The organism is Foliimonas ilicis, from assembly GCF_039939195.1.
Classification (GTDB): Bacteria; Pseudomonadota; Alphaproteobacteria; order Rhizobiales; family Rhizobiaceae; genus Foliimonas; species Foliimonas ilicis.
On sequence record NZ_JBDUUH010000006.1, the window covers coordinates 212,970 to 230,890 of the forward strand.

General features: G+C 55.4%; 15 protein-coding genes, 1 pseudogene and 1 other annotated feature. Of the genes and pseudogenes, 7 read left to right on the forward strand and 9 right to left on the reverse strand.

Features of this window, described 5'->3' with window-relative positions; genetic code table 11:
• Positions 1 to 14 precede the first annotated feature (14 nt).
• Positions 15 to 1,193 (forward strand): GGDEF domain-containing protein, encoded by a 1,179-nt coding sequence (locus tag ABFT80_RS15200; RefSeq protein ID WP_347972759.1) that lies wholly within the window; start codon positions 15 to 17, stop codon positions 1,191 to 1,193.
• Positions 1,194 to 1,585: 392 nt separating this feature from the next.
• On the opposite strand, the gene ABFT80_RS15205 is transcribed toward ABFT80_RS15200, so the two are convergent.
• Positions 1,586 to 3,073, reverse strand: a complete 1,488-nt coding sequence (locus tag ABFT80_RS15205) for a SulP family inorganic anion transporter (RefSeq protein ID WP_347972760.1) — start codon at positions 3,071 to 3,073, stop codon at positions 1,586 to 1,588.
• Positions 3,074 to 3,149: 76 nt separating this feature from the next.
• Positions 3,150 to 3,205 (reverse strand) — a sequence feature (sul1 is cis-regulatory element that is thought to sense ions involved in sulfur or methionine metabolism; They are found in Alphaproteobacteria).
• A gap of 680 nt (positions 3,206 to 3,885) precedes the next feature.
• Here ABFT80_RS15205 and ABFT80_RS15210 point away from each other — a divergent pair.
• Positions 3,886 to 4,431 (forward strand): MarR family winged helix-turn-helix transcriptional regulator, encoded by a 546-nt coding sequence (locus ABFT80_RS15210; protein WP_347972761.1) that lies wholly within the window; start codon positions 3,886 to 3,888, stop codon positions 4,429 to 4,431.
• Positions 4,432 to 4,452: 21 nt separating this feature from the next.
• On the opposite strand, the gene ABFT80_RS15215 is transcribed toward ABFT80_RS15210, so the two are convergent.
• From ABFT80_RS15215 to ABFT80_RS15245, 7 genes and pseudogenes are all read right to left on the reverse strand, one after another.
• A complete protein-coding gene (locus tag ABFT80_RS15215; RefSeq protein WP_347972762.1) occupies positions 4,453 to 4,620 on the reverse strand; it encodes a helix-turn-helix domain-containing protein in 168 nt (55 codons plus the stop codon).
• 113 nt (positions 4,621 to 4,733) lie between these two features.
• Positions 4,734 to 4,919, reverse strand: a pseudogene (locus tag ABFT80_RS15220) (AraC family transcriptional regulator); the annotation flags it as partial.
• Positions 4,920 to 4,980: 61 nt separating this feature from the next.
• Positions 4,981 to 6,642 carry an ABC transporter ATP-binding protein gene (locus ABFT80_RS15225; protein WP_347972763.1) on the reverse strand — a complete coding sequence of 554 codons (1,662 nt, stop codon included), beginning with the start codon at positions 6,640 to 6,642 and terminating at the stop codon, positions 4,981 to 4,983.
• 1 nt (position 6,643) lies between these two features.
• The gene (locus ABFT80_RS15230) at positions 6,644 to 7,501 is read right to left on the reverse strand and encodes an ABC transporter permease (RefSeq protein WP_347972764.1); all 858 of its coding nucleotides are present in this window, start codon (positions 7,499 to 7,501) and stop codon (positions 6,644 to 6,646) included.
• A gap of 2 nt (positions 7,502 to 7,503) precedes the next feature.
• Entirely contained in the window at positions 7,504 to 8,454 is a 951-nt protein-coding gene (locus tag ABFT80_RS15235; protein ID WP_347972765.1) for an ABC transporter permease, read from the reverse strand.
• A 97-nt stretch (positions 8,455 to 8,551) separates the two neighbouring features.
• Entirely contained in the window at positions 8,552 to 10,174 is a 1,623-nt protein-coding gene (locus ABFT80_RS15240) for an ABC transporter substrate-binding protein (protein ID WP_347972766.1), read from the reverse strand.
• A 36-nt stretch (positions 10,175 to 10,210) separates the two neighbouring features.
• Positions 10,211 to 12,259 (reverse strand): NADH:flavin oxidoreductase, encoded by a 2,049-nt coding sequence (locus ABFT80_RS15245; RefSeq protein WP_347972880.1) that lies wholly within the window; start codon positions 12,257 to 12,259, stop codon positions 10,211 to 10,213.
• A 183-nt stretch (positions 12,260 to 12,442) separates the two neighbouring features.
• On the opposite strand from ABFT80_RS15245, the gene ABFT80_RS15250 reads away from it, so the two are divergent.
• The gene (locus ABFT80_RS15250) at positions 12,443 to 13,363 is read left to right on the forward strand and encodes a LysR substrate-binding domain-containing protein (protein ID WP_347972767.1); all 921 of its coding nucleotides are present in this window, start codon (positions 12,443 to 12,445) and stop codon (positions 13,361 to 13,363) included.
• 65 nt (positions 13,364 to 13,428) lie between these two features.
• Here the strand turns inward: ABFT80_RS15250 and ABFT80_RS15255 are convergent, their stop codons facing one another.
• Positions 13,429 to 14,139: a GntR family transcriptional regulator gene (locus ABFT80_RS15255; RefSeq protein WP_347972768.1), complete on the reverse strand. Its 711-nt coding sequence runs from the start codon at positions 14,137 to 14,139 to the stop codon at positions 13,429 to 13,431.
• 71 nt (positions 14,140 to 14,210) lie between these two features.
• On the opposite strand from ABFT80_RS15255, the gene ABFT80_RS15260 reads away from it, so the two are divergent.
• From ABFT80_RS15260 to ABFT80_RS15275, 4 genes are read left to right on the forward strand one after another with little or no spacing between them, the layout of a single operon-like run.
• On the forward strand, positions 14,211 to 15,233 hold the full coding sequence (locus tag ABFT80_RS15260) for a polysaccharide deacetylase family protein (protein ID WP_347972769.1): 1,023 nt from the start codon (positions 14,211 to 14,213) through the stop codon (positions 15,231 to 15,233).
• 1 nt (position 15,234) lies between these two features.
• Positions 15,235 to 16,062 (forward strand): ABC transporter permease, encoded by an 828-nt coding sequence (locus ABFT80_RS15265; protein ID WP_347972770.1) that lies wholly within the window; start codon positions 15,235 to 15,237, stop codon positions 16,060 to 16,062.
• A 1-nt stretch (position 16,063) separates the two neighbouring features.
• Positions 16,064 to 16,867: an ABC transporter ATP-binding protein gene (locus ABFT80_RS15270; protein WP_347972771.1), complete on the forward strand. Its 804-nt coding sequence runs from the start codon at positions 16,064 to 16,066 to the stop codon at positions 16,865 to 16,867.
• Between the two features lie 27 nt (positions 16,868 to 16,894).
• Positions 16,895 to 17,875, forward strand: coding sequence for an ABC transporter substrate-binding protein (locus ABFT80_RS15275; protein ID WP_347972772.1), 981 nt, complete (start codon positions 16,895 to 16,897; stop codon positions 17,873 to 17,875).
• The last annotated feature ends 46 nt before the right edge of the window (positions 17,876 to 17,921 follow it).

Below are 17,921 nucleotides of genomic sequence, written 5' to 3' on the forward strand. Positions count from 1 at the left end.
AACGAGCAAGTGAGATGGGCCCTGTCTTGGCGTTGGATTTCCTAACACTCTACGTCGTGATCTTTCTCAAATCGCTTACAGTTACGGTGATTTGGACAGCATTCGCATATCGTTATCATCCGCACGTCGCCGCTCAACATTGGCTGGCGGGCTCAGTCATCTCAATGATTGGCGGAAGCATTCTGACGATACAGGGCAATCAAGGCTCGCTGGTTCCCGCGATACTGGGCAATGCAATTGTCATATACGGATTCTGTCAGTCCTGGATTGGAATTCGTCGTTTCTACGGAAAACGAGGGGGTCAGTTGACGGCCGTCATTTTGACCTTGGTTTCCGTGTTCGCGATGATCTTTTTCCACGATCAGGATCGATTGCGCAGCATGGTCTATGCGACGGGTCAAATGACGGTCATGGTGCTTTCGATAATCTATCTGCTCAAACCGGCACGACAATCTCTTGGCACGGGCGTTGCGTCAGTCGCGTTCGCCATTGCCGCCGTGGGGCAGTTGTCTGTTATCGGCGGAAATTTCGCTGTCCTGACAGGCGCGATGACTTTTCCATCATTTTATCAGTTGGCTTCCTACGCGCTCCTATGCACGATTTTCAGCGGAATGGTGTGGAATTTCGGCTTCGCATTTATGGCCATAGACAAGTTGCAAGCCGAACTTGCTCGGCTTTCGGAGACCGATGATTTGACAGGGATCGGAAACAGACGCGCTTTGCGGGCTGCTCTGCTGGACGAGCATCGCAGGAGCACGCTCTCGGCGATTCCATATTCTGTGGCGCTAATCGACCTGAACAAGTTCAAACAGCTGAATGACAAATACGGTCATGCGGCCGGAGATACGGCGCTCGTTCACCTTGCCGGCATATTGTCTTCGTCAGTGCGCGCAGGCGATTTCGTCGCACGTCTGGGCGGTGATGAATTTTGTATCCTTATGCCGGAGACCAGTAAGGACGAAGTCGTGGAGAGTGTGGAAAAAATTCACGACGCTTTGGCAAGAACGCCCGTCGTGATCTCCGGCGAAGAGATCTATCTATCGGCCAGTATTGGTGTCGCGGACTGGGAGCCTAAAGGCCGATTGTATGCAGATGGTGTTTTAGCCGAGGCGGACAAAGACCTCTATCGCCGCAAGGCTCATGACAGTCGGCGCCGTGTCGAAAATCGAAATGGATTATACGCCGTTCCGTAGAGGGAAATCGCGCTGGAACCGGCGCGCGGAACTTTCGGCCATTCTCACTCCATGCCCGGCATGTCGCCATGCCGGGCTGGTCAGTGTAGTCACGCAGCTTCGTAAGCGTTTCGACTAAATCCGCCGTTCTTTATCCCTTTCCAGAAATCTCGCGCACTTTAGCGAAGCTGTTCTCGATATTCCTTGGCAAGCTTATGGTAATACGAAAACTTAGCATCACGTCGCAAGATAATCTTCAAATAGAACAAATGCGTCCGTCGCGCTATCGTCAACGGCCACAACCAGAGCCAAATTGATGAGCTTTTGCCTTGGAATAAACCGACCTTGGAGCGGAACAAAAGGGAACAGTAGCGGGGTAGATGGCTGCGCACGAATGTACGCAGCCACGTTGTTCAGTGTAGTGAGGCGCTTGCCGCAAGCCGCTCATCCTTGTCGTGCAGAGCGAAGCGGTCAATCATATCAGCACTCGCTTCGTTGAAGCCGAGGACCTCGACGTCGTCGCCCGCCTGACGGAACTTCAATACGATCTTGTCCAACGCGCCAATTGCGGTGATGTCCCAGAGATGGGCCTTTGTGAGATCGATGATGATCCGCTGACCCTTATCCGTGAAGTCGAACGCATGGATGAAGGCTTCCGCCGACGCAAAAAAGACCTGCCCCTCCACTGCATAGGTGACACTGTTTTGTTCGGCATCCTCCACGCGCGTGACCCTGAACAGACGGGCTACCTTGCCAGCAAAAAAAATGCCTGACAGCAGGACGCCAACGATCACGCCCTTTGCCAGATCATGCGTTACGACGACGGTGATGACCGTCGCCAGCATGACGACGGAGGACGGAAGCGGATGGCGTCTCAGGTCGAGGATCGACCGCCAGGAGAAAGTGCCAATGGAAACCATGATCATGACCGCAACGAGCGCGGCCATGGGGATGATCTGGACGAGGTCGTTGAGGACGACGATCAGGAATAGCAGGAAAGCACCCGCCACGAACGTTGAAAGCCGTCCTCGACCACCAGATGTTACGTTGATGACCGACTGTCCGATCATGGCGCATCCGCCCATGCCGCCGATCAGCGCCGAGGCGATGTTTCCCGCGCCCTGACCAACACATTCCTGGCTCTTGTTGCTGGGCGTGTCCGTCATGTCGTCGACGATCTGCGCGGTAAGCAGCGATTCCAGCAGGCCGACGGCAGCGAGCGTCACTGAGTATGGGAAGATGATCTGCAGCGTCTCCCAGGTCAACGGAACCTGCGGAAGCATCAGGAATGGGATCGAAGACGGAAGCTCTCCGAGGTCGCCGACGGTGCGTAGGTCCATGCCGAACCACCACGCCATGGCCGTGAGTACCACGATGGCCACGAGCGGCGATGGGATAGCTTTGGTCACGTATGGAAAGAGGTAGATGATAGCGAGGCCGCCAGCGATCATCACGTAGGTGAGCGTCGGAACCCCGATAAGTTCGGGCAACTGGGCCATGAAGATCAGGATCGCAAGTGCGTTGACGAAGCCCGTGATGACCGAGCGGGAGACGAAGCGCATCACGCGGCCAAGCCTCAGCCATCCCGCGACGATCTGGATGATGCCCATCAGGATGGTGGCGGCGAACAGATACTGAAGACCGTGCTCCTTGACCAACGAGATCATGACAACAGCGGTCGCTGCCGTGGCGGCAGAGATCATGCCCGGCCGACCGCCCACAAATGCCGCCATGCAAGCGATTGCGAAGGAGGCGTAGAGGCCGACCTTCGGGTCGACGCCTGCGATCACGGAGAAGCCAATTGCTTCCGGGATGAGCGCGAGGGCGACGACGATACCCGAAAGCACGTCGCCACGGATGTTGGAGAACCACTCCTGACGATAGTTTGAAAAAGTTCGCATGGGAGATATTTTTCACAGTTGAGGCAACGGGCCGAGCGAAACTCGGTCCTCGAAAATGGAATAGGTTGCGTTGCTGTGTTGTCTGGCGGATCGGCGGCCAGAAGAGCCACCCGGAGTTTCACCGGGTCCTTGTGGATGACGATAAGTAGCTCACGCAGTCCGGTTTTGCAATTATGTCTCGGTCTGAACCCGCCACAACATAGGACGCGGCGGTCAAGGTGCGGATGCGACACCGGTTACGTTGAATCCGCATCGGCGCATTAAACACTGAAAGCTGAGCCCAGACCTTGCGGCGTGCTATTTCAGGAATCTCCACCGAGAGCGCCTTGCTCTCTATCGCGCGGAGATACCGTTGACTAAATAACATGCGCAAGCTCCGCTCTCCCTGAGAATGGATGATGGGTCGAAATACCTTCATCATGTCCGGCGGTCATGGGGTGCCGGACAAGCTGCTGATCTCGGTTTCTCGCTGAATCAGAAATACGCTGACAGCGCACGCGATGCTCACGACAAGCTCGGCTTCAGCGGCGCTGGACTCGGTTCTTTCCCGAACATGACGCCCGTTCTCGGACGCATAACCCCAAAGCTTTTCGAACGCGGTATCCAACGGACAGGGACATTGAGCCTTGGGATCAACCGGCCAAGCGTAAGGTTCGGTTCGCCGGTCAGATCACGGGCAGCGCACTCCACTGCAGCCATTGCATATTGAATAGCCCCGGTACGATCAGGGATTGGTCGCCTGGAGATGTCTTTGAGCGCCTCGCGTATCTCCGCTGCGGCAGTTTCCCGACCGTTTCCTGAAAGACAATGGCATGGCGCAGTGGCGAGCTGCCCGCCCCGATATCAACGGGAGCGGCAAGGCAGTCGTCGGTCGCATCCTGCATCTCAACGACATCATCATGCGCGCCGTGGACAAGGCGCTGTCCCGGCACGGCATCATGTATCCGGTCTATGCAGTGCTGGCGACGATCCGCGTTTCCGGCGAGCCCTATCGCATGTCACCGACGGAACTGCTCTCGACGCTCCTCGTGACTTCAGGCGGGCTTTCGAACCTTCTGCGCCGGATGGAAGCCGACGGCTACATCACCCGCACGGCCAACAAGCGCGACGGGCGCGGCGTGATCGTTGAACTGACCGACGAGGGGCTCGCACTGGCGGATGCCAGCATGGCCGACCACGCCGCCGTCGAGCGCAGCCTGATCGAATGCCTCCCGCCTGACCCGAGTGGCGGGTTCCCACCGATCTCGGACGTTCTGCGAGGGATTCACCATGCCCAAAGCGGACATAACCGTACTAAGGCACCGCTCGTGCGTAATAGGCTGGCGGCGTTCCGACATGGCGAGAAAACGCGACACTGAACGTGTTCGCCGAACTGGAGCCTACGCGTACGGCCACTTGCGCCACGGTGACGCTTTCCGGAGCAGCCGATCTTTTGCCAGAGCCATGCGCCAGCCCAGCAGGTATTCCATCGGCGCGACCCCGACTTCGCGACGGAACCGCTCGAAGAATGTCGAGCGCGAAAGCGCAGCCTCCCTCGCGAGGTCCAAGACCGTCCAATGCTCCTCGGGGCGTTCGTGCATCTCCCGTAGTGCGATGGCAAGTCGATCAGCGGGATCTCAAGCAGGCGACCCAGTATGACGTCCCGGCCGGGCCGGTTCGCTCGCGTCTCGTCGTTCAGGAGTCCGACCAGCGTCATGAGCCGCTTCTCTGCGCGGATATGGACAAGTTGCGGCAGGAGCGACACGAGGAGGCCGGCTTCGTCCGAGACGAAGGCGCAGTGGCCTATCAGCATGCGGACATTGGCAGCGTCGGTGGAACCGCCCATGTGGAACACGCCTGCGCTCATTTCTTGTTCCAACCCCTCGTAGCGACAGCATTCGTGCCCTCAGTTTAAATCTTGCTTGTGATCAACCCCGATCATTTCCCGTGGGCAGCGAGCCCTGTTCGAGGCTGTCGAGCCAGTTCGTGTCGAGCTTAGGCACCGAGGAGAAGAGCAGGCGTGAATATGGATGACCAGCTTCCAAGCCCATTGCTTCGGGGCTAAGCTGCTCGACTTTCTCGCCACGATACATGACGACGACTTCGTCGCAGATCGCGCGTACGATCGATAGGTCATGGCTGATGAAGAGATAGGAAAGCGAAAGCTCGCGTTGCAATTCCTTCAGCAGGTCGATGATTGCTGCCGCTACCACCGTGTCGAGTGCAGAGGTGATTTCATCGCATAGGATGAGCTTGGGATTTGCCGCCAGAGCGCGTGCAAAATTGATGCGCTGCTTCTGGCCGCCCGAAAGCTCGCCTGGACAACGATATCGCATATTGCGCGGCATATGCACCATGTCGAGTAGTTCGTTAATACGAGCATTGCGTTCCTTGGCACTCATGCGGTGATAGAAGATCAGTGGACGTCCCAGAATATCCTCGATCGATTTAGCTGGGTTGAGTGCCGTGTCGGCGAACTGGAACACAATCTGTATTTCACGTAGCTGGTCGCGGCTGCGCTGGCGTAGATCCGTCGCGAGCGTCTTGCCCTCGAATTCAATCGAACCGCGGCCGGCGGGCAGAATGCCGGAGATGACACGAGCTAGCGTGGACTTGCCGCACCCGGATTCGCCGATGATGCCGAGATTCTTGCCGCGCGGCAGTTCGAAGCTAACACCATTGACTGCAACCATGGCCGGATCTCCGGTCTTTTTGTCGATGGGGCCATAACCGGCTGCAACATCTTTGACGGCAAGCAATGCTGTTTCAGGCTCTGCGGGGGCTTCTTTTGTGGCCGCGTAAGTTGCGGGTTCGAATGCATCGAGCAACTGGCGGGTGTAAGGATGCCGCGGATTTTCCAGCAGCTCCTGAGTAACACCGATTTCTTGCACTTCGCCATTACGCAGCACGACGATGCGATCGGCAATCTGGGCAACAACTGCGAGATCGTGCGAGACGTACACGCCGCCGATGCCTCCCTTCTTCATCACCGACTTGAAGGCGCGGAGGACTTCGATCTGCGTCGTCACGTCAAGCGCGGTGGTCGGTTCGTCGAAGATGACAAGCTTCGGCCCGCCGATCAGCGCCATGGCAGCCGCAAGACGCTGCAACTGACCGCCCGACACCTGATGCGGATAGCGCTCGCCGATGGTGTCTGGATTCGGCAATGCCAGCGCGCGGAATAGCTCAACAGCTTTCTTACGGGCTTCTTCGGCAGGCATCAGATTGTGAATCTTGGTGATCTCGATCACCTGATTCATGATCTTGTGCGATGGATTAAAAGAGGCTGCCGCACTCTGCGGCACATAAGAAACTTCTGTGCCGCGCTTCTCGCTGCGCTTGCGTTCTGGAAGTTTTGCCATGTCTTCGCCAGCAAGCATCACGCTGCCGCCAGCAATGCGGCAGCCCGGCCGCGTATGGCCCATGAGCGTCAAAGCGATAGTCGTCTTGCCGGAACCGGATTCGCCTATTAGCGCGACGATCTCGCCCTCGGCGATGTCGAAGGAAACGCCACGGATGATATCGACGGTAAGCCCGGAGTCTGTCTTGGCATCGACGTGCAGATCGCGAACTTCTACGAAATTGGCCATGTCATTCGCTTCTGTCTCGGATTTTCTGGGGCAGATTGTCGATCAGCAGGTTGACGCTGATCGTCAGGCTTGCAATCGCGATGGAGGGGAAGATCACCGCCGGAGCTGCGAACGATAGACCTCCGATATTCTCCTTCACCAATGCGCCCCAGTCGGCGAACGGCGGTTGAACGCCCAAGCCCAGGAAAGACATGGCCGAAAGAAGCAGTACAATAAAGACGAAGCGCAGGCCGAAGTCGGCAAGCACCGGACCGATGATGCCGGGTAAAATCTCGGCGCGGATCAGATAGCCGACACTTTCGCCACGTGCGCGTGCGACCATGACGTAGTCCATCGTGTTGATGTTAACGGCGAGCGCCCGCGCAAAGCGATATGAACCAGGCGTGTAAATGATGCCGAGCGTGATGATCAGAACCGGTATCGACGTGCCAACGGCAGCAATGATAACCAGCGCCAGAATTTTGTTTGGGATTGAAATCAGGGCATCGAGGAAACGGCTAAGCACGCTGTCGAAATGGCCTCCGACGACGGCGGCTGTCATGCCCAACGTCACGCCACAGAAGCAGGCGAGAAACACCGCTGCCAAGGAGATGCCGACCGTATAGCGCGCACCGAGCAGGATGCGTGAAAGCATGTCGCGACCGAGATAATCGCTGCCTAGCGGGAACTGCGTTGTTATCGGACCGAAGAAATCGAAATCGACAATTTCACCGATCGGATGTGGTGCGATCCACGGAGCGATGATCGCGACGATCGCCCAGGCAAGGACAATCAGAAAGGAAACCGCACCAATCAAATTGACCCGGTAGCCGAAGCGAGGTGGCTTGACAGTTTTTGTGTCGGAAAAGGGAAATGCCATGATCAACGCAGTCTCGGATTGGATACGATAGCGATCAGATCGGCGATGGTGATAAGCAGAAGATAAGCCAGGCAGAAAATCATCGCACAGCTTTGGATTAGAGGCAGATCACGGGTGGCGACCGCATCGAGCATCAACTTGGCAACCCCCGGATAGTTGAAGATCGTCTCGACGATAATCACGCCACCGAGTAAATAGGACAGCGACAGCGCAACTGCGTTGACGATGGGACCCAGTGCGTTGGGGAGGGCATGGTGAACGACCATGCGACGGCGCGATGCGCCTTTCAGTAATGCCATCTCGACATAGGGCGTATTCAGCGTCTCAAGCACGGCAGCACGCGTCATGCGGATCATCTGTACCGAAACCACGAAGCTCAACGTGATTACAGGCATGGCGAAGACCTTGAACAACTGGACGATTGACTGCACCTCATTTGCCATGGAGAGGGCAGGCAGCCAGCCAAGATAGACGGAAAAGACAATCACGGCGATGGTCGCGACCATGAATTCCGGAACAGAAATCACCGAAATCGTCAGGGTCGAAATGATGCGATCGTAGATCGTGCCGCGCATGATTGCAGCGGTAATGCCAAGCGTCAGGGCAATCGGCACTGAAATTCCAGCCGTCACACCAGCGAGCTTGAGCGAGTTGATCAGCCTACCTCCGATCAGATCGGCGATAGGCATGTTGTTGGCGTAAGACGTGCCAAAGTCACCAGTCAACAGATTACCGAGCCACTGCAAGAAGCGCAGGAGCGCAGGTTGGTTCAGGCCCATCGCTTCGCGAAGGCCAGCGACAGCTTCAGGCGTTGCTGCCTGTCCGAGCAGGATTTCGGCAACATCGCCAGGCAGCATTTCGGTCGCAAAAAAGACCGTGAAGGCTACGATCAACAGCGTCACGATAGCTATGCCGAGGCGTTTTACCGCTAGATTGAAAACCGGGGAGTTCATGGCAAAAGCCCAACTCTTAGATACATTTGTTTCGGAACCAGGACTTCGACATGCCATCAGCCGAGTGAAGAGCGCCGTAGAGGCGCTCTCACTTTCATCAAGCTTCTTCGAGCCAGACGTATTCGGCAAAGGAATTGCCCATCAGGTTACCGCTTGGTAGCGGACGGATGCCCTTCACTTTGGAGTTATAGGCATCCAGACCGTCATAGAAGGTCGGGATGATCGTACCCGCCTCGGAGCTCACAATACCTTGCAGTTCACTGTAAATTTCCATGCGTTTGGCATCGTCGGTGATCCCGCGCGCTTCGGTAAGCATGGAGTCGAATTTTTCGTTTTTGAACTTGCTTTCGTTCCAGGCCGCGTCCGATTTGTAAAACTGCGAGAACATCGCATCGGGTGTCGGGCGCGGGTTGATGTTGCCGAAACAGATCGGTGCCTTTAGCCAGTAGTTCGACCAGTAACCGTCTGCCGGAACGCGCTGTACGTCGAGGTTGAGACCGATCTGGCCTGCGGCTTGCTGCAAGACCATTGCGATTTCCACCGACTGCTGCGCGGCTGGAGAGGCGACGACCGGAATCGTCTTGCCGATAAGGCCAGCTTCATTGAGCAACGCTTTCGCCTTTTCAGGATCATAAGCAGCGGGTGCCAGGTCCTTGCGATAAAAGCGGTTGGAAGGCGGGATCGGCTGATCATTGCCAGCCTGCGCGAAGCCGCGGAAGACTGCTTTTTTAACGAGATCGCGATTGATCAGATGCTTCATCGCCTGCACGAACTTGGCATTGGTGCCGGGTTCCTGATCGAGGCGAATGATCAGGTTGGTGTACTGACCCGCCACGGTGCGCAGAAGTTGGTGGCCGGCATCCGTCACTTGGGAGGCTGCACGCGGATTCACGTTGGCAATGATATCCACGTCGCCCGCCAAAAGCGCGTTGACACGTGCCGTTTCCTCTTGGACCGCGAATATCTCGATCTGGTCGAGGTAAGGACCGCTACCCTCTTTCCAGTAATTTTCATTCGCTGCCATCATAGAGCGCGTGCCCGGGGTGAACTCGGTGATTTTGAACGGGCCTGTACCTATGCCTTTGGCAAAATTGTCAGTGCCGTTTTTGACGATCAGGAAAGCAGGCGTTCCCATGAGCGCAGGGAAGTCGGCATTTGCGCCTGTCAGTTCCAGGGTGACTTCATGGTCACCAGATTTCGAAACGGTTTCGATCTGTGCGGCGATTGACTTGGCGCTCGATGCGGTCGCCGGGTCCTTGTGCCGATTAAGCGTGAAGACAACATCGTCGGCACCGAAGGCAGAACCATCGTGGAAGGTTACGTTCTTCCGCAGCTTGATGACCCAACGCTTTGCGTCTTCAGTTTCAAACGCTTCTGCCAGCTCCATCTGTGGAGTCAGCGTGTCGTCGAGACGGGTCAGGCCATTATAAATGCTGTTTACGCGGATATAGTCGATGTTAAAGATTGCGCGAGCCGGATCGAGGGTATCGGCGGTGCTGCTGGCATAGGTTGCAACGCGGATTTTGCCGCCCTTCTTTGGCGTCTGCGCGAAAGCCTTCGTGGCATCTATTGCGATGTAACCTGCAAGCGTCGTTGCCATGCCTGCGGCAAACAGCATCTTCATAACGTCGCGGCGCGATGCGCCGGAACGCAGGTCGCGATCAAGCTTTGCCTTCTCGGATGCGTTCAGATTTTCATAGCCAATCTCAATTTTAGACATGTTTAGTTCTCCCATTTTTGTTTCTGTTTTCTTGTCTCAAAGCTTGCTGCAGAGACGAAACGCGTCCTGTATCGCTGAGTAGATGTCGCGGCTGGCAATCGCATCGCCGATGCGGTGGATTTCGAAGCCATCTTTTGTTGTGGCGTGCGCAATGTCGTTCTTGGAACGAACATCGAAATGGGTTTCGCCAAAATTGGACGACTGATCTCGCAAGGCGGAAAAGATGTCGTCCACCGGCACCGTGCCGTTGTCGACAACTATCTGATTGGCGTGATGTGCCGTAATCTCACCTGTGAGCTCGTTTCGGAAGCTCGCAAGCAAACTATTGCCGTCTCGCTCAACCTTAATGAGACGGATGTCGACGGTGCGTGGAATGCTCAGTTCGGCAAACTTTTTACGAAAGCCTGATTTGTCGGTGTAAGACATCTCGAAGGCGAGCATTTCATCGAGCATAGCATAACGAAGTTTTTTGCCCTTGGCGACGAGTTCGAGTGCGCAGGAGGCGGCAGCCTGGCGACCTGTGCCATCGTAGATCAAGATATTTTCGGCAGCAGGAACAGAAGCGGTCAGAATATCCCAGACAGTAGTACAAAGCTCGCCGCCCTCGATGAAATTCGTGTCGGGAATGCCACCGGTCGCAACCACGATAGCGCTTGGATTTTCCACCATCACATCGGTTTCGTCGACATAGCTGTTGAGGCGCATATCGACACCAAGACGCTGCAATTCCTCGATACGCCAGTCAACTATGCCGAGAAGGTTGCGGCGTTCATGCGCAGCGGTGGCAATACGAATTTGTCCGCCAAGTTCTGAAGCTGCTTCGAACAGAACGACTTGATGGCCGCGCTCGGCACAGACGCGCGCGGCCTCCAGACCGCCAGGGCCGCCGCCAATCACGACAATTTTTCGAGCTACTTCAGCCTTGGTGAGTTCGTGAGGTAGTACCGTTTCTCGACCGCTTGATGGGTTGTGGACGCAATGTACCTTTTTGTAGAGGCAATATGATGCGCCGACGCAAGGACGGATGCGGTCTTCTTCACCGCGTATGATCTTGTTGACGAGCTGGGGATCGGCGATATGCGCCCGCGTCATGCCGATGAGATCCACAATGTTCTCACGAATGGCATGCCGCGCGGTGGCGACATCGCGGACGGCTGCCGCATGGATAAGCGGAAGTTTCACTTCACGGCGAAACGCTTCGACTTCCTTCAGGAAAGGTGCACTCTTCTGGAAGAGGCCCGGCATATTGTGCTCGGACAGCAGTAGGTCGGAGTCCATGCGTCCATAGATGCTGTTGAAGAAGTCGAGATGGCCCTCTGCCTCGAAAAGCTGGGCGATTTCGGCGCAATCTTCAGCACTAAGGCCACCGTCGCCGCCTTCGTCCATAACGAGGCGAATGCCGACAAGGAAATTGTCGCCCACCGCCTTGCGGATCGCTTGATGCACCATCAGGCCAAAGCGGGCGCGATTGCGCATCGAACCGCCGAAGCCGTCAGTGCGCGTGTTAGTCAGGGGCGAAAGAAACTGGCCGATCAAATGCCCGCCCGTTACGGTCTCCACGCCATCAAGGCCTGCATCGCGGCAGCGGCGCGCGGATTCTGCATAATCCGTAACGATGCGGCGGATATCGTATTCGTCCATCTCGCGCGGAAAGTTGCGATTTCGCGTTTCGCGAATGCGTGAAGGCGCCACGACGGGCAACCAAGTGCTTGAATAGGCGGTCGCGCGCCGGCCGAGATGCGAGACTTGGGACATGATCGCGCAACCATGTTTATGGATACGCTCGGCCATGGCGGTCAGATGCGGGATGATCGCATCCGAGCTGAGATCGAGCTGTCCGCCACCCCAGCTTGAGTCACGCGAGGACATGGCCGAGCCGCCGATCATCGTCATGGCGATGCCGCCCTTGGCCTTCTCCTCATGGTAACGCTGATAGCGTTCGAGCGGCATGCCGCCATCGTCCATCATCGATGCGTGGCTAGTGCTTATTATGCGGTTCTTCAGCATCAGATGCTTCAGTTGGAACGGCTGAAGCAGGGGGTCGCGGTTTACGGCGGTGGCTTGGGTGCGATCAGTCATCGACATGACGTTCACGGATATGCTCCACTGAAATACTTTGGCGCGCCCTTCCGTTATCTTCCGATCGTGTCGGTCACTTCAGATTTTTTGGGTATGTGCCCAGAAGGGAGCTTGCCTACCCACGATAGTCGGCTGAAAAAAATACATTTTGTAGCTTCAAAAAACGTAGGCTCGCTATAACTTGAGCGTATGGCAAACCTCTCTCGCACAATCCCTTCACCGCGCACGCTTCTCGTTTTCGAAGCGGCCGCACGTCACGGCAGCTTCACCGCAGCGGCGACTGAATTTAATGTCACGCAACCATCCGTCAGCCGCAGCATCGCTCAGTTGGAAGAGGAGTTGGGGTTTCGCCTTTTCGAACGTCATTCGAAAGGACTGATCGTTACCCGAGAAGGCCAGAAATTTTTCGATACCGTTCAGGAGAGTATGGCGGCGATTAGCGAGTCCATTAAAGAAATTCGCAAGAATGCAGGAAAACGTTCAGTGACGATGTCCATGTCGAGTTCGTTCGCGACACACTGGCTGATCCCAAGACTAGGAGATTTTAATGAGGCGTTCCCAGATATCGACCTTCGGTTCGAACTCATCTCCGGAGTTATGCGAGATGTGACTGGCGATGTTGATATCGCCACCCGTATCGTCGAAGACGGCGATCCGCGTTATGAGATCTGGGACTTCGCACCTGAGATCATTGTTCCTGTGTGTAGCCCGCAATATTTGGCCGATCACGGCTCGGTCGACGAGGTGACCGGTCTATCGCAGCAGGTATTTCTGCATTTGACGGATCACAAACGAGATCAATGGAAGCCCTTTCTCAGCGGTCCGGTTGTAGAAACGGCAGAGGTTGGTACATGGAACCAGTTTTCGGATTATGCCGTCATCTTGCAAGCAGCCACCCAGGGCAAAGGGGTCGCGCTTGGATGGATCAGCGTAATCGCGAGTGCGCTGAACGATAAAACCTTGGTGCGTTCTTCAAATAAACAGCGCGCTACCGGGCGTACTCATCGTCTGATCATCCCGAAAAATAGAGCAGTCCCTCATGTGGCCAGAGAGATCTGTGATTGGCTTCAGTATGAGATGTCTTCAGAATTAGAGAAGCTGAGTATTTAGTTGGATGTCGAAATATGTGTATTTCACCACAGCATGTGAGAGGGCGATGCAAAGGCGTGCGATCGTCATGCGAAGTGCTTTCGCCGTGCCCGGGGGGCGATCTCCGAAGACAAGACAGTTCGGCAGCTATCTGCCGTCTTCGTAAAGTGGTGGTTCAAAAGGGCAACGGCGTCATCAATGCGTCTCTCCAGCGCAGCATTCATAAGTTCCTCGTGTTCCGCGTCTCGCCCTCCACGGTTGTAGTCTGGTGCCGTTCTTGCCACCGATCGATATAGGTCAGCCATGTCGAATAGGCGGTCACACGCATCGACAATCCAGGAAGACCCACAAGCACTTACCAGTGCACGATGAAAACGGCGGTGCGCGCGCTCCCACTCATCGGAAATTCCCTCGCCTCTGTTTTTCGTCGCACCCAGCAGTCGGTGATGGGCGAGGACAAGCTCGTCTTCCCATTCACTGCCGCCCTTGGATAACGACTCCCTCAGCGCCCTTTCATTAACCCAAAGGCGCGCGAGCAGGAGATCTTCAAGTTCGCTCACACCAATCTCAGCGACGGCAAAACCTCTGTGATCGTTAAATACCACGATACGATCGCTGGTCAGACGGTTCAAAGCTTCACGAACGGGCCCAATGCCAACCTCATACCGCTGGGCAAGTTCTCGTGCTTTCAACTTTTCGCCTGGCCGGAACTTACCACTCACGATTTCGCGGCGAAGATTTTCAGCTATTGCCGACGTCAACGTCGATTCTTCGGTCCGTTTGACCATCGTGTCCATGCCTCAGAATTCTCTCCCTTTACACTGATAGAGAAAGGCAGCTTCTCAGGCAAGACGATTTGACGAACATAATGCCAAAAATCAAGAATGATCGAACATTTGACATGGTTTTTCATCTGTGCAAGGTTCTGCCTTGTCGTCAACGGGAGGAAGCTGTTTGCGACGAGGAGGAACCAGGATGCATCCATAAGCTGGTGCATCCCCAAGCAAGGGAGGTCCGCTTGCTCGACAAACCCGCAACACCCAAAATCACTCATGCGCCTCAAACAATGACGTGGCCAGATGGCCGTACAGTCGCGGTGATATTCAACATCGCTTATGAGGCGTGGTCAGACGGGAAAGCACCTGGGATCGGGCCTATGGGCAACCCACTTCCCTCAGGCAACTTCGACGAAAACGCTTTGTCCTGGGGTCGTTACGGATCAGTCAACGGCATCAATCGTCTCCTGAGAGTGCTCGACCGGACCAAGACCAGAGCAAGCGTGATGGTGAGTGGTATTCTGGCAGAACGTCAGGCAGCCATCGTAAAATCCATCTCCCAAGCTGGTCACGAAATCTCCGCTCACAGCTACGCGCAAGACCTTATACCTTCGACACTTTCGGCGGACGAAGACGAAAAGAATATCCGCGACACCACTGCGGCGATTGAGGCGGCTACTGGTGCTCGCCCCAAAGGCTGGATAAGTCCGCGTGGGACGGCGGGTGCTGCAACTGTAAATCGATTGGTGGCGGCCGGATACGAATGGCACAGCGACGTTCTGGACAGCGACGTCCCGTACTCGCAGGAATTTCCAAATGGGAGCATCGTCGCGGTACCTTTTGGAATGGAAATCAATGATCTCCCGCATGCCATGCGCTTCGGGAAGACGCCTCGGCAGTTCGTGGAGAATTTCAATGATTTCCTGGAGCACGCACTCCTAACCAAGGACAGCACCTTCGCCATAGAGGTGACCGCGCACGCGCACTGCTACGGTCGACCAGGCGGTGCTTGGGCATACGAAGAAATCGCCAAGGTGTGCGTGGGAAGGGATGACATTTGGCTGCCGATGCGCGGTGAAGTCGCTGATCACTTCAAGCGCCACTTAGGAGGCTGACATGCCAAGTCCTGCAGTCGCTACAATTCCAGCCACACTTGCGAACGATCAAGCAAAACCGTTCTTCATGAAACCGCGGTTCTATCGTTCATTGATAACGCTCCTCGTCCTTGTTGTTGCGTGGGAACTGTCGGGACGGTTCCTGTTCACTAACAGGCTTTTCTTCGTACCTTTATCCTCTGTGATGGAGGCCCTCTACAACCTTGCCGTTTCTGGAGAGCTATGGAAACACTTCAGCGCAAGCGCTACCGCGCTCCTTTACGGAATGGTGATAGCAACCGTTATCGGTGTAGCAGTCGGGGTGCTTTTGGGAGCAAGCCGAACAGCAAGCGACTATCTCGAAGTCTATCTGAATGCGCTTTATTCCACCCCGCTTGTCGCAATCGCTCCGCTGTTCATCCTTTGGTTAGGGATCGGCGTCGCATCGAAGGTTGCCGTCGTATTCCTGATTTCGGTCTTCCCGATCATTATCAGCACGGCAGCAGGCATAAGGAATGTGGATGCGAATTACATCGATGTCGCAAAAGCATTTAACACCAGCAAGCGTAACGTGATCCGCAAGATCATGCTGCCCGCAGCGTTACCGTTCGTAATCACGGGTATTCGTCTGGCGGTCGGCCGTGCTGTCGTTGGCGTGGTGATTGGCGAACTGTTTGGTTCCAACGCTGGCTTCGGCTTTCTGATCCTCAACGCCGGACAGACGTTCAATGTCCCCGTGTTATTCGCTTCTGTAATTTGCCTCGCCGTCATCGGTGTGACTTTAACCTGGGCCGTTCAGGCGGTTGAGGTCAGAGTTACGCACGGTAAACGAGCGGCGCTGGAGGACTGAGATGCTTGCAACCATGAACCACACCAGCACAAAACTCGCCGTTCGCGGGCTGTCAAAGATATTCCCACGCAAATCTGGCCCCCTCACGGTGCTTGACGACATCAACATCGATATCCAGTCAGGTGAGTTCTATGTGATCGTTGGAGCGTCTGGGTGCGGGAAGACCACCTTACTGCGTACGATCCAAGGCCTTGAAAAGCCCTCAACGGGATCGATAGAAATGGACGGTCGTCCCTTAATTGGACCAGGTCACGAACGTGGCTTCGTGTTCCAGAATGATAGCCTGTTCCCTTGGCGCACGACCCTCGAGAATGTCACTTTCGGGCTTGAAGTTAAGAACGTCCCCAAGAAAGAGGCCGTCGAACGCGCAAGCCAAGTAATTAGGATGGTCGGGCTGGCAGGCTTTGAGGATTCATACCCTTACGAGCTGTCTGGAGGGATGCGCCAGCGCGTAAACCTCGCGAGAGCATTTGCTATCGATCCGGACATCTTGTTGATGGATGAGCCATTTGCAGCATTGGACGCCCTTACACGTGAGCGCATGCAACAGGAACTGATGAGGATTGTCGCCGAAGCAGGCAAGACGGTCATCTTCATCACGCACCAAATCGACGAAGCGGTGCTCCTCGCAGACAGAGTAGCAGTTTTGGGAGCCAGACCTGGGCACGTCAAAGACATCATCCCTATCGAGTTTCCACGCCCTCGTGCTCTCGATATCAAGCGCAGTCAGCCATTTCAGGAAAAAGTCGAACAGATCTGGGAAATGGTGACGGAGGGTAAATCACAGGAGAGCCAAGCTCACTGAAAAGAGAAAAAGAAATGGGAGGAAATCATGAAACTCAACAGAAGAAGGTTCGTGGCCGGTGCATCAGCGGTAGCTGGAACACTATACATGCCATCGATCGTAAGGGCGCAAACTGACAAAGTCGCGATCGGAAATGTGGTTGGCAATTCAATCTACTGGGATTTGATCATCGCCGATCGCAAAGGGCTGTTCACCAAAAATGGACTCGAAGCGACCTTTACAAACCTGCAGTCGTCACCGCAGGGAATCCAAATGGTCATCAGCAGAAGCCTCGATTTTGTGGCGGTTCAGCCAGAACCGATGGTCGCTGCATTCGAACAGGGTGGTACTGGAATCGGGGCTCTGTGCGCGCCTATGAACAAAGCTGACTGGACCCTTAATGTGCAGCCTGACATCGAGAAATTGGAAGACTTGAGGGGCAAAGTAATAGGGGTCTCGGCACTGCAGAACAGCGAGTGTTGGCAGACCGAGGAGATGCTGGCGCAAGTGGGTATCGGGCCAGATGAATTTGATTTTCTGGTAGTTGGAACGTCACCGTCGAAGATCATAGCACTGCAGCAAAAAAGCATCTCCGCGGCAGTCCTGTTTCAGCCGTCAGGGGAACTGGCGGTGAACGAAGGACACCCCGCTTTGATACGCTATTCTGGCCTCAGAGAATATCCTTCAATCTTGTACACAGTCGATCGACAATGGGCCGCGACTGGAGCGGGAGCGAAAACCTCCGCTGCCTTAAAAGCTGCACACGAATGGCTCTATGACCAATCAAACCGGGAAGAGGCCGTCACACTTCTGGCCGAGGTCACAAATCGTAATCCAGAGCTGCTCGACCGCATTTACGAGTCATATTTTGTCACCGATCCGATCTACTCGAAAACCGCTGCAGTGTCCTTGGAGGGTATGACGGCCGCGTTGACGGACATGATCGAAAAGGGTGGTTTCATGAAGAGCAACACACCCGACCCAGATAAATATCTGATCCCGGAAAGCGATGGCGGCTTACGCGCATGAATCCTCCTGACGACATTGCCAAGGCAATGAAGACAGGGCGGTAAAC